Genomic DNA, 15,298 nt, shown 5'->3' with positions numbered 1-15,298 from the left:
CATTGTACGAGGGGCTTTCCGCCCGTGGGGTGTCGCGGCGGCGAGCGGGGGGCTTGCTTGGGCGCCGTCCGTGGAGAGCGTCGCGGCGTCGGGGCCGCCTCATGCGACAATGTCCCCATGTCATTCGCCCGGACGCGGGAGGGGGTTCGAGATGCTTGGCTCCTGGTATGCCTACGGCGCGGCGTCGGACCCTGACGCCCTTCCGTACGACCTCAGCTTCTGGCGCGCCGGTGCGAGCGTCGTGGGCTCTGCGCTCACGGCGTGGCTCGCGCACCGTCGCTCGAAGGCGGCGCTTCCCGTCGCCGTCGCGACGGCCGTGGGCACGGTCGCGCTCGGTGCCATCAACAGGCGTCGCACGGGGGCCTACGTCACGCGGACCTGGCGGCGCGACTCCGTGCGCGAGGGGGTCTTCAACAGGGCCATGCCCGTCGCCCACGCGGCCGCCTCGGCGGCCCTCGTCGGCCTTGCCGCCTATGCCGAGCGCGACCGCCGCAGTGGCGCGCCGACGCTTGTCGGGCCCCTCGTCGACGTTCCCGTCTGGCCGCTCGCGCGCAAGCTCGGCCTCTACTACATGACCTTCTCGATCCTCGGCCACTGGGTCGAGATCCTCTTCTGCCTGGGCATCAAGCACGGCATCTTCAAGGGTGGCTACGACCGCGGGAACCACATGCTCTGGGACCAGTGGCTCTTCCCGTTCCCGGCCGAGGGCACCGCCGCGGTCCTGGCCGAGCTCACGCTGCTGCCCGTCCGCCGCGCCCTGCATCGCAGGATCGGGCGGCAGAGCGAGATGGGCTACATTGCGGGCCGCTACGTGAAGCCGCTTGCGATTTGCCTGAGCTTCCTGTTCAACCAGGTAGTCTGCACCTCGATCGACTTCGGCACCGGCATGGTCGCCAACCGCAACTACGAGCTCTGGGACTACCGCGACATGAAGTTCCACTTCATGGGGCAGGTCTGCCTGCAGAACTCGCTCTTCTACTCGGTGATTGCCACGTGGGCGACCTGGAGGCTGCTGCCGCGCCTCGACGCCCTCGTCGACGGCGCGAGGGACACCGTGCTCGACGGCACCCTCGTCGGCCTGGGCTCCTTCTTCGTCTTCCTCGAGCTCATATACCATGTCATTCCCAGGAACCGCGCGCTGCCCGCCGACACCGCCGGCGACGCCGGTGCCGGCGCCACTTGTGACAGGGAGGATTCATGAGAGTCAAGTCAAAGGCACTGTCCATAGCGTGGAAGCTCGCTCTTCTCGTCTTCGCGACCTGGGGCCTGCTCGATGGATCGGGCATCCTGGCGGGTCACTACCTGAGCGGCTTCCCGAACATGTTCACCAACGTCTCGAACCTCTTCGCGTGGGGCTACTTCGCCTGCGCCACCGTGTGGCTCGTCGTGCGCCGCGCCGACGACGACGCCGTCACCTTCGCGCCGGCCGTCAAGTACACCGCCATGGTCTCGCTCGTCGTCACGATGCTGATCGCGCACTTCATGCTCTTCGACGCTATGTTCCAGAACGGCCAGCTCGTGCTCCATCTCGTCGTCCTGCACTACGTGGTTCCGATCATGGCGCTGCTCGACTGGCTCCTGTTCGACGAGAAGGGCCGGATGCCCCTCTGGGGACCCCTCGCGTGGATGTCGCTCGTCTTGGCCTACCTCGTCGTCGTCATGGTGCGCGTGGGCCTGCTCGGCCACGACATGGGCGGCGGCACCACCGCCGACGTCACGCGCTACCCCTACACCTTCCTCGATCCCGCCCTCTCCGGCGCCGGTGGCGTCGCGCTGTTCTGCCTCTCGATGCTCGTCGCGTTCGTCGCCCTGGGCTTCGTGATGGTCGGCATCGACCGCCTGCTCGCGCGCCTCGCCCGCCGCTGACCCCGACCAGACGCCATCCGAGAAGAGCCTTCGCCATGATTGACGCTCGTCCCCAGACCCAGGCCCCTGCGGCCCTGACGCTCGAGTTCTGCGCAGAGAACCTCGTCGGCGTGGAGGACGCCATCCGCGCCGGCGCGAGCCGCGTCGAGCTCTGCGACGACCTCTCGGTCGGCGGCGTGACGCCTGCGCGGGACGTCATCGCCCGCGCCGTCTCGCTCGCGCACGGCCTGGGTGCCACCGCGATGGTGATGGTCCGTCCGCGCGGGGGAGACTTCGCCTACGACGAGGGCGAGCTGGCACGCATGGAGCGCACCATCGCGCTCGCCGGCGAGATCGGGGCGGACGGCGTGGTCTTCGGCTGCGTGCGCGACCGCTCCCTCGACGAGGAGGCGACCGCGCGCCTCGCGCACGCCGCGGCCGGGCTCGACATGACCTTCCACATGGCCTTCGACGAGATCTCGCCCGACCGGCAGGCCGCTGCCCTCGCGTGGCTTGCCGACGCGGGCTTCTCGCGCGTGCTGGCCCACGGCGGCGACCTCGCGCGCCTCATCGAGTCGTGCCTGCCACACCTGGAGGGCCTCACCCGCGCCGCCGCCGGCCGCATCTCCGTCATGCCCGGCGGGGGCGTCACCTGGGAGAACGTCGAACGCGTCTGCGAGGCGGTCGGCGCGAGCGAGGCCCATGGCACCCGCATCGTGCGCATCGCGCCCTAGCGACCTCGCGTCCCGGCGCCCTGGCGCGCCGCTCCCGACGCGCTAGGCCTGCGTCTGCCTCCACGCCTCGGCGACGTCGCGCACGTAGGCGCGCTGCGTCAGGAACAGCCTGGCCACGAGCTCGGGGAAGTTCGCGGGCAGCAGGTTCGCGCGCGGCTCGTAGGCGGCGCGGATCTCGTCGTCGAAGCCCTCCAGCACGCCGTCGTCGTACCAGCCCCAGTCCCACGTCGTCTTCAGGTTCGAGAAGACGCCCAGGCACAGCATGAGGGCGAGCTCGGGCGCCTCGCACAGCCACTCGACCGACATCGCGTCGGAGGGGAACCCCAGCGCCCGGTCGAAGTCGAAGGGCCGCGCCCCGCGTCGCGCGCCGGTCTCCACGTTGCGGATGATGCCGTAGTTGCCCTCGTGGAAGTCGGCGAGCATCACCAGGTTCCTCAGGGCCAGGGTGCGCGCCACGTGGGCCGAGGCGTCCCTCACCCCGGATCCCGTGATCGTGCGCTCGAGCACCGACATCGCGTTCGCGCTCTCGCCCTCGCCGCCGACGTCGACGCTGCTCATCCTCCGTAGCCTGCGGCCGCCCACGAGCTCCTCGTCGGGCCCGAGCAGAAGCGGGCTCGCCGAGACCCGCCTGCCGCCCAGCTCACAGACGGCGAGGGCTCCGGTCTCGCTCGGGCCGAACAGCAGGTCGCAGAGACGCGAGGCGAGAAGAGCCCCCTCGAGGTCGACGCCGTCCTCCCTCAGCGGCTCCTTCAGCAGGTAGATGCCATCGCCCTGGCGCCACCACGCCTTGCGTATGTGCCCCGCGCACGTCACGTCGGGCACGTCGGGCGAGCACGAGCGCAGGCGTGCGTAGTCGCCGGTCTCGAGGCAGCGCAGGAAACCGTCGTCCCAGTCGCGCCCGCGAAAGCTCACGTCGGCCCAGCGCACGCCCGAGCCGACCTCGCGGTACCACAGGTGGTCGGTCATCGAGGCGCCGCTTCCGCGCAGCACGAGCTCGAGCCGCCCCTCGGCGCCGAAGCCCTCCAGGATGCGGTCCAGGTCGAGGCGCATCGCCGAGAGGGTGCGCGACCTCACGAGCGCGTTCACGTCGTCCTCGAGCTCGCCCGCGTCGAGCCCCGCCGCCTCAAGCGCGCGGCTGCCCTCCTCGGGCGCGTCCACCACGCGCACCTCGCCTGCGGCGAGGTCGACCTCGAAGTCGAGAAGAGCCTCGTCCTCGAGCATGAGCGTCCTTCTCACCCGCGCCTCCCTCGCGCTCGCGCCTACACGCCCTCGAGGCGCTGGCGCCTCACCAGGTCGGCGAAGGCGCCGTCGGCCTCCATCAGCTCGTCGTAGGTGCCCTCCTCCACGATGTGCCCTCCGTCGAGCATGACGATGCGGTCGGCGAGCCGGATAGTCGACAGGCGGTGCGCCACGACGATGCGCGTGCACTTGAGGCCCGCCAGCGAGTCGCTCACGTGGCGCTGCGTCACGTTGTCGAGCGCGCTCGTGGCCTCGTCGAACATGAGGATGCTGGGCTTGGCGCAGACCGCCCGCGCGATGAGGATCCGCTGGCGCTGCCCGCCCGAGATGCCGCCCGAGCCCTCGCTCACGAGCGTCTGCATGTCCATGGGCATCTGGCGGATGTCGTCGGCCACGCCGGCCAGCTCGGCGGCCTCCCACGCGTCGTCGACGGTGGCGCGCGGGTTGGCCAGCGTGATGTTCGAGAGGATGGTGCCCGCGAAGAGGCTGCCGTTCTGCAGGCATACGCCGATGTTTCGCCTGAGGCTGCGCACGTCGAAGTCGGAGATGTCCTGGCCGCCGTAGTAGATGGCGCCGCGCTCGGGCGTCTCGAAGCCCAGCAGCAGGCGCAGAAGCGTCGACTTGCCCGAGCCCGAGGCGCCCACCACGGCGAGGTACTCCCCGGAGCGGATCCTGAGCGTGAGGTCGCTGAGCACGGGCGGCTGCGACTCCTGGTAGCGGAAGGTCACGCCCGAGAGCTCGATCGAGCCGCCCAGGCTCGTGACCTGGCGCCCCTCCCGATGCGTCTCGGGCGCCGCGTCGAGGATCGGCTGCAGTGCGTCGAAGAGCGACTGGATCCTCGCAAGCTGCCCGCCCGTGCCCGCCAGCGTCACCATGGCCGCCGAGATGGCCCCGTACGCGACGTTGAACGCCATGAAGTTCGCGACGCTGACGCCGCCCGTGCCCGCGAACCAATAGATCGCGACGGCGCCGAAGGCCGCCACGAGCGGCGGCACGCTGTCGGAGACCTTCTGCCACAGCGGCAGGTCGTACTGGGCCGAGAGGTAGCTCGCCTCCGCGTCGGCCCACTTCGCGAACGCGCGCTTCTCGGCGCCCGCGAGCTTGATCTTGCTGATCCCGCCGAGAAGAGCCGGCACCATGCCCGAGACCTCGAGCCCGCGTCTCATGATCTCGCGCTGGCGACTCATGCGGGCGAGCGCGCAGACGATGGCGATCGCGAGCTGGACGCCGACGATGGCGAGCGTGGGTCCGAGCAGCGACGGCGCGTAGACGCTGACCTGCGCGATGTAGACGAGGGAGAAGGCGGCGGTAAGGCCGCTCGTGACGATGAGGCCCGTGAGCAGCTCGACGATGGTCTGCGCGTCTGTGACGCGTCTCGCGATGGAGCCGGCCTCGTGACCCTTGAAGAAGGCGGGCGGCAGCTGCAGGATGCGTGCCATGAGCGCGGCCTGCAGCGTCTGCGAGACCTTGCTCGAGAGGCGCGCGGTCAGCATCGAGCGCGAGACGCCTATGAGGGCCGTCGCGAAGGTCGAGCCGAGCAGCATCGCGAGGATCGGCAGGAGGAGCCCCGGGTCGGAGGAGGGGATGACGTTCTCGAACAGCAGGTTGTTGGCGACCGGCATGATCATGCCCGTGAGCGAGGCCACGAGCGTCGCGAAGGCGACGCGCAGGTAGTCCCCAGCGCCCATCGAGGAGCGCATGAACCTGACCAGGTCCGTGGCCGTGAGGCGCTCGTTGGGGAGCGTGCGATAGAAGCAGAGGGCCTCGGGGAGGATGTCGGTCGCCGTCCGCGCGCTGACGTTGACCTTGCGGCCCGTGACGGGCTCGACGTAGGCGTAGCCGCGAAGGCCCAGCGGGATGATGGCGATGGGCTCGCCCGAGGCAAGCTGTCCGAGGTAGGCGCCAGCGGCGTCCTTCCACCAGGGGCCCTCGAGGCGCACGGGGCGCCGCATGAGGCCGCTCGCGCGGACCTGGTAGTCGATGCGCTCGTCGGCGTCGATGATCGAGGCGGGGATCTCGACGGGGGCCTTCCCGAAGTAGCGCAGGACCGAGGCGAGCGCGCTGTCGGTGGCGGCGATGCTGTCGAGCGTCAGGCGCGGCGCCCTCTTGGCGCCCGCGACGCCACGGGCGATGCGCTCGAACGCGTCGGCGACCTGCTCGTCGTCGAGGCGTCTGCGCGTCTCCAGCTGTTCGTCGAACCAGTTCATGCTCTTCTCGTCCCGTCCCTGTCCCTAGTCGCTTCTGACCAACCTGGCGTAGACGCCGTCTTTTGCCATGAGCTCGTCGTGCGTGCCGCGCTCGGCCACGCGTCCCCCGTCGAGGACGACGATCTGGTCGCAGTCGCGGATCGTCGAGAGCCGGTGCGCGACCACGATGCAGGTGATCTCGCGCCTGCGGATCGCCTCGAGGACGCGCTGCTCGGTCTTTGCGTCGAGCGCGCTCGTGGCCTCGTCGAGGATCGCGATGGTCGGGTCCTGCGCGAGGACGCGCGCAATTTCGAGGCGCTGGAGCTGACCGCCCGAGAAGTTGCGCCCGCCGGGCAGCACGGGCCCGCGGTAGCCGCCCTCGCGCGCGAGGATCTCGTCGTGCATCTCGGCGTCGCGGCAGGCCATGATGACCTCGAAGTCCTCGACGGAGCGGTCCCAGAGCGAGACGTTGTCCCTCACGGTTCCCGAGAAGATCGAGATGTCCTGGTCGACGACGGCGACCGAGCCGCGCAACTGCTCGAGGGGGAGCTCCGAGGCAGGCGTGCCGTCGAAGCGGATCTCGCCGGACCAGGGCTGGTAGAGGCCGCTCACGAGCTTGGCGATCGTGGACTTGCCGCTGCCGGAGCTGCCCACGAGGGCGACCCACTGGCCGGGCTCGACGTGGAGGTCGAGCCCCTCGATCGTGGGTCGCTCGAGCCTGGAGTAGCCGAAGGTGAGGTCGCGTATGTCGATGGCGCCCGTGAGCTTGCGAAGCTCGCCGTCATGCTCGCGGGGCCCGCCCTTCTCGGCCTCGCCGACGTCGGGCCTGTAGTTCAGGACGTCCTGGACGCGCTCCATCTCGGTGCGCGTCTCCTGGACGGTCTGGCCGAGGTTCACGAGGGAGGCGACGGGCGCCATGAAGGCCTGGAGCAGGCCCTGGAAGGCGAGGAGCATGCCGGCCGTGAAGTGGCCGGCCATGATCAGCAGGGCTCCGACGGCGAGCACGAGGACGTTCGCGACCTGCACGAGCAGGCCGGGGATGGCGCCCATGTAGGAGTTGAGGCGGGCGAATTGGCTCAGGCCGTTGCTGACGAGCGCCTGGATGCCGCTCCAGCGCTCGAAGTAGCCCTCCTCGGCGCCGGAGGCCTTGATCGTCTCGATCATGGCGACGCCGGAGACGGTGGAGGCGCTGAGGCGCCCGGTGTCGCGGACCTTCTGGCGCATGACGTTGACGCGCCGCCTGGAGATGTGGCGGGCGACGAGGGTGTTGAGCAGGACGCAGCTGATGCCCACGAGCGCGAGCGGCACGCTGTAGAAGAGCATGACGGCGAGGTAGAGCACGATGAGGACGCAGTTGAGAAGCGCCGGGGCGAGCTGCTGGACGACGGTCATGGCGATCGTCTCGTTGGCGGCCTGCCGCTGCTGGAGGTCGCCGATGTATCGCTGCGCGTAGAACTCGACGGGCAGGTGCAGGAGGTGCCAGAAGAAGCGCGAGGCGGCGACGGCCTCGAACTTGCCGCGCATCTTGAGCAGGTGGACGGCGCTCGTGAAGGACATCGCGGTCTGGAGGAGGGCGAGGATGCCCATGAGGGCGGTGAAGTAGTAGAGGGCGCGCTGGTTGGTGGCGTCGCCCGCAAGGACGCCGTCGAGAAAGACGCGCGCCATCGACGAGTTGAGGATCCCGATGACCGAGACGATGGCGCTCACGAGGGCCACGAAGGCGATGGGGGCCGCCATGCCGCGCATGCTCTCGCGCAGGAAGGCGACGGTCGAGGGGGCGCTGCCGCCGGGCTCGAAGGCCTCGGTGGGGCGCATGAGCATCGCGATGCCGGTGAAGGACTCGTCGAACTGCTCGATCGGAACCTTGATCTGGCCCTTGGAGGGATCGTTGAGGTAGGCCCACCTGCCGTTTCTCGAGAAGCCCGTGAGCACGACGAAGTGGCGGAAGTTCCAGTAGATGATGCAGGGGAGCTGGTCGTTGTCGAGGATGCCCTCGAGGTCGAACATGTAGCCGTCGGCCTCGAGGCCGTATCCGCGCGCGGCGCGCAGGATGTTGGAGGCCTTGCTGCCGTCGCGCGAGACGCCGCAGGCGCCGCGGACCTCCTCGAGGGGAAGCCAGCACCCGTAGTGGGCGAGGATCATGGCAAGGCAGGCGGCGCCGCACTCCGTCGCCTCCATCTGCATGACCTGGGGGACGCCCCTCACGCGGCGTGCCATGCTAGCTGCGCTCCATGCCAAGGAGGAAGGCCATGGGGGTCACCGTGCGCGTCGTCACGGTCACGGGTACGTCGTCCCCCTCGTCCCAGGACCTCATCTCGTCGGGCACGTTCACGACCACCTTGTAGCTCCACTGCGAGAGGCCCAGCGAGGCCACGGTGTAGTCGCTGCCGATGACGGCCTCGACCTCGCGCTGGGAGTAGGGCTCCTCGTCGATCGAGGCGATGGTGGACGCGTGGCCGGCGACGCTCACGTCGCTGGCGGCGGTCGCGCGCGTGCCGTCGCTGCCCGGCAGGAAGGAGACGATCTGGCCGTCCTTGATGACGCCGGTGGTGGAGTAGCGAATGGGCAGGGAGGCCGTGCAGGCCCAGATGGCCGCGGCGACGAGCAGGCAGGCGACGGCCCCCGCGAGGACCCATGCAGACGGGTTCACGAGGCGCAGGTACGCGTCGAGGTCCTCGGCGGAGTTCATCTTCTTGAGCGCGGACTCCCTGAACATCTGCCTGCCCAGCGACCCCTGCCTGTCCGATGATGTGGCCACGTGCGTCACCCCTCTCTTTGGTGCCCGGCGAGCGCGCGGCGCCTACGTTCCCGACTTCTCGTCGAGGACGAACTCCACCCGGTCGACGTTCTCGACGTGAAGGCGGATGAGCTGCTCGGCGCTCTGCCTGTCAGAATCGCTGAGGTTCGACTTTGAGCCTACGATAGCGACTGTCCGCTGCTCGACGTGGCTCGTTTCGCTGTTGTACTCGTTTTCGACCCCCACGCGGTAGGACGTGACGTTGGGGTTGAGGATTTTGAGCTCCTCCGAGGTCATCTGCGTCTCGTAGGCGTCCTTCTTCTCGACGGTGCCGCTCTGGGCGGACTGCGACTTCTCGATGTGGCGGGCGGAGATGGCGAGGCTGGGCACGGCGATGACGAGAGACGCTATCACGAGGACGGTGCGAAGAAGGCCGCTGCTCTTCTCGGCCGCCTCCATGTCGTCGAGGGTGAGGGTGACCTTGCCGTCCTTCTCGCGCATCGGCGGGATGCGCAGGATGAGGAAGACGATCTCGGCGCCGATGGCGATGAAGGCGACGTTGATGACGAACTCGTAGGCCGCGGCGAGGGCGAGGCGGAAGTCGCCCGAGGCGATGCCGAAGCCCGTGGCGCACAGGGGCGGCATGAGCGAGGTCGCGACGGCGACGCCGGCGAGCAGGACCGACGGCTCGGACTTGCGCGATGTGCCGAGGGCGCCGGCAAATCCGCCCGTGATGGCGATGACTGCGTCCCAGACCGTGGCTGTCGAGTTGGTCGTGAGCTCGGAGGTCGTGATGCCGAGCGGGGAGACGAGGAAGTAGAGGGTCGAGGTGATGAGGCAGACGATGAACTGGAAGATCAGCTTCGAGATGGCCTCGCGAAGGAACGAGAGGTTGGCCGTCGCGACGGAGTAGGCGATGGCGACGACGGTGCCCATGAGCGGGCAGATGAGCATCGCGCCGATGACGGCCTCGGTTGAGTCGAGGTTGAGGCCGATAGAGGCGATGATCATGGCCGCGATGAGCTGGCAGATGTGCATGCCGTCAATCGCGGCGCCCTCGCGGACGCGCTCGTGTATCTGGGTGTAGCGCGCACGGCCCTTGCGGACGTTGAGGAAGCGCTGCGATATGGCCTTGACTCTCTCTCTCACCATAGGTAGGTCCCGCCTTGTCGTGGTCTGCAGTGGCCTATGGTAGTGCGACGGCCGCCTTGCGTGCGTCGCGCGTCTGCCTTTCGGCAGGAAGTGCGCCTCGTTCGGACTGTGCAAGCGCCTGACGGCCGCGCCGGGGCTATAAGATTCTCCTATGAATCGCGCTCAGACGACGGGGGGCACCTATGTCAGACGAAGACAGGGTCGACCAGAACGAAGTGATGTCCGCAGGTGAGGCTCAGGAGCCCACGGCGCCCGGAGCGAGGCCGCCCCGCCCCGTCCTGGGTGACGAGGGCGAGGGGGCGGGCGCATCGAGAACCAACGCCCTGAAGCCCATGCCCGACCTGGGCGGCGGCGACGGCGGAGAAGAGCCCACGACGCGGCTCGAGGGGCCCTCGGACGCGACCGCGCAGGCCGAGCCTGTCGCGCTGCTTGGCGACGACCCCGAGATGCAGGCGGCCGCGGCGGCGCTCGAGGAGCGCCACGCCCGCGACCGCCGCGCCCGCACCATCAGGATCGCGATCGGCGCGGCCGCGCTCGCGGCAATCGTGATCGCGCTCGTGGTCTCGAGCATCCTGGGAAGGGGCTCGACGGGCACCTCGACCCAGTCTGAGACGATCGCGGTCGAGCGCGGCGACCTGGTCGGCGACGTCCAGGCGAGCGCCAAGATCGCGTCCGCGCGCAACGTGGACGTTGTGGCCGAGGTCGCGGGCACCGTCCAGGAGGTCAAGGCGAGCGAGGGCCAGCACGTTGAGGCCGGCGACGAGCTGTTCGTGCTCAAGAGCGACGACGTCTCGCGCGGCGTCGACTCGGCGGGGACGGCCCTCGAGCGCGCCCGGAACGACGCGAACGCTGCCAACATGAGCGTGGCGAACGCGCAGCGCGACTACGATCAGGCCGTGAGCGACTACAACGCCGAGGTCGCGGCTCGCAACAACGCGATCTCCCAGGCCGAGGCGGACGCCGATGCCGCCTACCAGCAGGCCTACAACGAGGCCGTCGCGGAGATCCCCGCGACGGCCACGTCCGCCGAGCGCAACAGCCTCCTCTCGCAGGCGCGAGACTACGCACAGGAGGCCTACAACGACGCGTACAACGCGGTCTACATCCCGGACCCGGGGACCTTCGACCACACGATCTACACCGATGCCATCGCCGCGGCACAGTCGGCGGCCAATGACGTGAACCTCAGCCTCACGGAGGCGCAGCGCTACTACGACGCCGCCGTCGCCGAGGGCAACAAGCTCGTCGTGCGCGCGCCGAATGCCGGCACGGTGACGTCGGTCACCACGAAGGTCGGCGCGTCCGTGGGAGGGCTTGCCGGCACCGGGGCGCTCTGCCAGGTCATCGACACCAACTCCCTCTGCGTCGACGTCGAGGTCGGCGAGGCCGACGTCGCGGCGATCAAGAACGGGCAGAGCGTTACCGTGACCCTCCCGGCGCTGCCCGGCGTCACTCTCGACGGCAAGGTGACCAAGGTCGCGACCACCTCGACGACGCTTGCCTTGGCGGGCTCGGTCGCCACCTCGGACCCAGTCTCCTATCAGGTGGAGGTGACCATCACGAAGGGCGACGAGCGCGTGAAGCCGGGCATGAGCGCCGACGTGAGCATCAGGACCCAGGACGTCCCCGACACGCTCCTCGTTCCGGCCACGGCCGTGGTCGTTAAGGGAGGCGACTCCTACGTCATGGTGCCCCCGGCCTCCGGCAAGGGCGCCCTCGAGTACAGGTCGGTCGTCGTTGCCGGCAGGTCGAGCACGCAGTGCGCGATCTCGAAGGGTCTCAGCGAGGGCGAGCTCGTGCTCGTCTCACCCATCGAGGGGGTCGAGTCGTCGACGACGAGCACCACCTCGGCGTCGACCGGCGCGCAGGGCGGCGGCGCGCAGGCAACCACGACCTCGCAGGGCACCTCTGGTGACGCGAGCGCCACGCAGACCTTGACCGTGACCGGCGCGACGACTTCGGGCAAGGCGTCCTAGCATGGGCGCCGCCGTCATCAGCATGCAGGGGGTCGCGCGCGTCTTCGAGACGGCGGCGGGCCTCGTGCGCGGGGTGTCGGACATCTCGCTCGAGGTCGAGCGAGGCGAGATGGCCTGCGTCATCGGTCCTGCGGGGTCGGGAAAGACCACGCTCGTCTCGATGCTCGCCCTGCTCGACCGGCCCACCTTCGGCACGTATCGCCTCGAGGGGCTCGACACGGCGACGCTCTCGGACGCGGATTGCGCCCACCTTCGCGCGACGCGGCTGGGTCTGCTGTCGGCACGCGTCGGCCTGCTTCCCCACGAGACGGTCCTTCAAAACGTCGCGCTCCCGCTCGCCTATGGCGGCGTCGCGCGCGCCGAGCGCCTGCGCCTCGCGGAGGAGGCTCTTCTCGCCGTGGGCCTTCCGAGCGCGTGCTTCGACGTCCGCGCAGAGGAGCTCGCGCAGTCGCAGCGCTGTCGCGTGGCCATCGCGCGGGCCGCGGCCTCCAAGCCTTCCGTCGTGCTCGCCGACGAGCCGACGAGAGGCCTTGGCCGCGAGGACGAGGAGATGGTGCTCGAGGCCCTCGTGCGCCTGTGCGACGCGGGGGCGACCGTCGTCGTTGCGACGTGTGACGAGGAGGTCGCCGTGCGATGCGACCGCCGCGTGCGCCTGTCCGGCGACGGGAGGCTCGCCGGGAGGGTGCCGCTCGCCTCGGGCGAGGGCGCGGGCGAGAGGGGGAGCTCATGAGGCTCGTCGACACCGCATCCGAGGCGCTGCGGTCGATTCGCCCCGGGCGCACGCGCGGCGCCATGGCCGTGCTGGGGATCGTGCTCTGCATCGCCGCCGTGGTCGGCCTGGCCTCCGTGCTCGGTGGCGTCCGCGAGGCCTATGTGGGCAAGGCGGCGCAGTCTCGCGCGCGCCTCGTCAGCGTGTCCACCGCCTTTGAGGGCGGCATGGGCGCGTCGGACGTCCGCGCGATGGGGCGCGAGCTCTCGGGCTACTTCGAGACCGTCTCGCCCTCGAGCAGCACCGTCCAGATGATGGCCTGCCAGGACAGGGTCACCAACGTCATGCTCGTCGGCTGCGACTCCGAGGCGTTCACGCTGCTCGGCGTCAAGGCCGCGCACGGCAGGTTCTTCACGCGCAGCGAGGCGCAGTCGGGCGCGGCGGTCGTCGTGCTCGACGAGGTCAGCGCGCGCGACCTGCTCGGCGGCGATGGCGCCGACGCCATCGGCAGGAGCGTCAGCGTCGGGGGCGTCGACCTCGAGGTCATCGGCATCGCCCCGATCGGGGGCTCGTCTCTGCCGGGGCTCGGCCGCGCCCTCGTGCCGTTCGAGACCCTCACGCAGCAGCTCGGCAGGGGCTCGAAGGTCGACGAGGCCCGCGCGGTCGTCCGCGAGGGCGTCGACGTAAGCGAGGCGGCCGACGCCGCGGAAGACTGGCTCGCCGCGCGCCTCCAGATTCCCGACGAGAGTCGCGCCTGGGAGGTGGTGGCCTCCACCACGCAGGCCGACGTCGACCGCTTCGACTACGTCTCGCGGATTCTCATGACGCTCATGGTCGTCAGCTCGTCGCTGACGCTGGTGCTCGGCGGCGTCTCCGTCATGTACCTGATGCGCGCGATCGTCGCGGAGCGCAGGGACGAGTTCGCCTGGCGCCGCGCCCTCGGCGCGACGCGCGCGGACGTCGCCTGCCAGGTCGTCCTCGAGGCGCTGGCCCTCACGCTCTCGGCCGGCCTCATCGGCGCGCTCATCGGCCTTATCGGGGCCAATCTGCTCGTCTCCGTCATCAGCGGCCTCGTCGCGCCCGATTCGGGCATGCTGATCGTGCCAACCATCGGCATCGGCGGGATTGCGCTCGTGCTCGGCATCTGCCTCTTCATCGGCCTCGTGTTCTCGTCCGGCCCCGCCCGTCGCGCCGCGCGCATCGACGCGGCCGAGGCCTTGCGCGGCAGATAGGGGAGACGCGTGACCAGGCGGATGACGAGAGAGACCACGGATCGATCCCGCATGCGCCGCGCTCGCTCGCGACCGCGGCGCCGCACCGGCGCCGCGAGCGCCGACGCCGAGCCTGCCGCCATGCCGCAGACGTCCCCTCGGCCGAGAAGAGCGCTCGTCCGCGAGGTCGCGGGCGCCACGGGGGCCATCGACGTCATGTCCTCGCGACTCGGCATGGTCGTCCTCGCGCTCGCCTGCGGCCTCGCGGTGGGCGTCGTCGTGTCGCTCCTTCTTCGCGCGACGACCGCCGTCACCGATCTTGTCTGGAAGGGCGCGGCCTCGCTTCTTCCGGTCCCGTGGTTCGCCCTTCTCGCCTGCACGGTCGGCGGCCTCGTCATCGGGCTCTGGGCCTGGTGGTCGGCAGACCGCGTCCACTCGCTCGAGGAGGTCATGGGCGAGTTCCGCCGCACGGGCTCGTTCAGGATGCGCGGCCTCCTCAGGCCCACGGTGTCGTTTTTGCTGCCGCTTGCCTTCGGCGGGTCGGTCGGCTTCGAGGCCGGGCTCACGGGCATCATCACGTCGGCCTGCTGCTGGGTGCGCGACCGGCTCAAGGCCGCCGGCCTGCGCGTGGCGGTCGTGGCCGACGTGACCATCGCCGCCTGCGTGTCCGCGATCTTCGCCACGCCGCTCGCGGGCATCGTGTGCGGCGTCGAGGGCGGCCACGCCCCGACCGACCCCGAGGCCGCGATCCCCGCCGAGCCCGACTCCGCCGTCGACGACTTCGAGCTCGCCCGCGGCGCCAAGGTCGTGCTCTACGCGGCCGCGGCGGTCGGCGCCCTCGGCGGACTCGTGGCGACGGGCGCCGTGCTCGGGCCCTCGGGCGGGCTGCCCCGCTTCGAGGCGATCGGCGCGCATGGCGTCGAGCTCGCCTGGGCCGTGCCCGCCGTCGCGCTCGGCTGGGCGCTCTCGATCGTCCATCACGGATCGGCGAGGCTCTTCTCGCACGCCGCCAAGGCGCTCGCCCCCTCGGGCGAGAGGAGCCTGGCCTCGGTCGTCCTGCCGCCCGTGGCCTGCGGCGTCGTCCTGGGAGCCGTGGCCTGCGTCCTGCCCTACGTGCTCTTCCCCGGCGAGGTGCAGTCCGAGGAGCTCATGGCGAGCTGGGCCGCCATGGGCGCTCCCGTGCTCATCGCGACCGGCCTCGCCAAGGCGGCCGCCACGCCCATGTGCCTCTCGATGGGGTGGATGGGCGGCTCCTTCTTCCCGTCCATCTTCTCGGGCGTGGCCGCCGGCTTCGGCCTCGCGGCGCTCACGGGCTGCGACCCCATGCTCGCGGTGACGGTCACCACCTCGGCGCACCTGGCCGGCGTCACCCGAAAGCCCGTGGTCACGATCGCGATCCTGGCGCTGTGCTTTCCGGTCTCGGGCGTGCTGTGGAGCGGCCTTGCGGCCGTGGTCGGCTCCGTCCTCCCGGTGGGCGCGCCGCGCCGGGGCGAGGGCGAGTGACGCGCT

12 protein-coding genes are annotated in these 15,298 nt (G+C 70.3%); 7 read left to right on the top strand and 5 right to left on the bottom strand.

All coding sequences use genetic code 11. From position 1 onward, the window contains the following. Positions 1 to 151: 151 nt before the first annotated feature. The 3 genes from M5D76_RS08360 to M5D76_RS08350 are packed head-to-tail and all read left to right on the top strand — an operon-like array spanning position 152 to position 2,579. Positions 152 to 1,201 (top strand): putative ABC transporter permease, encoded by a 1,050-nt coding sequence (locus tag M5D76_RS08360; RefSeq protein WP_248922929.1) that lies wholly within the window; start codon positions 152 to 154, stop codon positions 1,199 to 1,201. Next, the gene (locus M5D76_RS08355; RefSeq protein WP_248922928.1) at positions 1,198 to 1,866 is read left to right on the top strand and encodes a Pr6Pr family membrane protein; all 669 of its coding nucleotides are present in this window, start codon (positions 1,198 to 1,200) and stop codon (positions 1,864 to 1,866) included. Before M5D76_RS08360 ends, M5D76_RS08355 begins: the two co-directional genes overlap by 4 nt. Before the next feature lie 35 nt (positions 1,867 to 1,901). Continuing rightward, positions 1,902 to 2,579, top strand: a complete 678-nt coding sequence (locus tag M5D76_RS08350) for a copper homeostasis protein CutC (RefSeq protein WP_248922927.1) — start codon at positions 1,902 to 1,904, stop codon at positions 2,577 to 2,579. A 42-nt stretch (positions 2,580 to 2,621) separates the two neighbouring features. Here the strand turns inward: M5D76_RS08350 and M5D76_RS08345 are convergent, their stop codons facing one another. Genes M5D76_RS08345 through M5D76_RS08325 form a run of 5 tightly spaced genes read right to left on the bottom strand, consistent with a single transcriptional unit; the run spans position 2,622 to position 9,893 of the window. Further along, complete coding sequence (locus M5D76_RS08345; protein WP_248922926.1) at positions 2,622 to 3,815, bottom strand: hypothetical protein; 1,194 nt, start codon at positions 3,813 to 3,815, stop codon at positions 2,622 to 2,624. Between the two features lie 23 nt (positions 3,816 to 3,838). Continuing rightward, on the bottom strand, positions 3,839 to 6,025 hold the full coding sequence (locus tag M5D76_RS08340; protein ID WP_248922925.1) for an ATP-binding cassette domain-containing protein: 2,187 nt from the start codon (positions 6,023 to 6,025) through the stop codon (positions 3,839 to 3,841). 24 nt (positions 6,026 to 6,049) lie between these two features. Next, entirely contained in the window at positions 6,050 to 8,221 is a 2,172-nt protein-coding gene (locus M5D76_RS08335) for an NHLP family bacteriocin export ABC transporter peptidase/permease/ATPase subunit (protein WP_248922924.1), read from the bottom strand. A gap of 1 nt (position 8,222) precedes the next feature. Beyond that, complete coding sequence (locus tag M5D76_RS08330; protein WP_248922923.1) at positions 8,223 to 8,762, bottom strand: hypothetical protein; 540 nt, start codon at positions 8,760 to 8,762, stop codon at positions 8,223 to 8,225. A 42-nt stretch (positions 8,763 to 8,804) separates the two neighbouring features. Further along, complete coding sequence (locus tag M5D76_RS08325) at positions 8,805 to 9,893, bottom strand: DUF389 domain-containing protein (protein WP_248922922.1); 1,089 nt, start codon at positions 9,891 to 9,893, stop codon at positions 8,805 to 8,807. A 182-nt stretch (positions 9,894 to 10,075) separates the two neighbouring features. Between M5D76_RS08325 and M5D76_RS08320 the strand changes: the two genes are divergently transcribed. Genes M5D76_RS08320 through M5D76_RS08305 form a run of 4 tightly spaced genes read left to right on the top strand, consistent with a single transcriptional unit; the run spans position 10,076 to position 15,292 of the window. Continuing rightward, entirely contained in the window at positions 10,076 to 11,869 is a 1,794-nt protein-coding gene (locus M5D76_RS08320) for an efflux RND transporter periplasmic adaptor subunit (protein ID WP_248922921.1), read from the top strand. 1 nt (position 11,870) lies between these two features. Then, complete coding sequence (locus M5D76_RS08315; protein WP_248922920.1) at positions 11,871 to 12,599, top strand: ABC transporter ATP-binding protein; 729 nt, start codon at positions 11,871 to 11,873, stop codon at positions 12,597 to 12,599. Then, entirely contained in the window at positions 12,596 to 13,810 is a 1,215-nt protein-coding gene (locus M5D76_RS08310) for an ABC transporter permease (RefSeq protein ID WP_248922919.1), read from the top strand. Before M5D76_RS08315 ends, M5D76_RS08310 begins: the two co-directional genes overlap by 4 nt. A gap of 51 nt (positions 13,811 to 13,861) precedes the next feature. Further along, positions 13,862 to 15,292: a chloride channel protein gene (locus M5D76_RS08305; protein WP_248922918.1), complete on the top strand. Its 1,431-nt coding sequence runs from the start codon at positions 13,862 to 13,864 to the stop codon at positions 15,290 to 15,292. The last annotated feature ends 6 nt before the right edge of the window (positions 15,293 to 15,298 follow it).

The sequence above is a fragment of the Olsenella intestinalis genome (assembly GCF_023276655.1).
Lineage (GTDB): Bacteria > Actinomycetota > Coriobacteriia > Coriobacteriales > Atopobiaceae > Olsenella_J > Olsenella_J intestinalis.
Note: the sequence above shows the minus strand (reverse complement) of the source record. Positions and strands in the feature narration are given on the sequence as shown.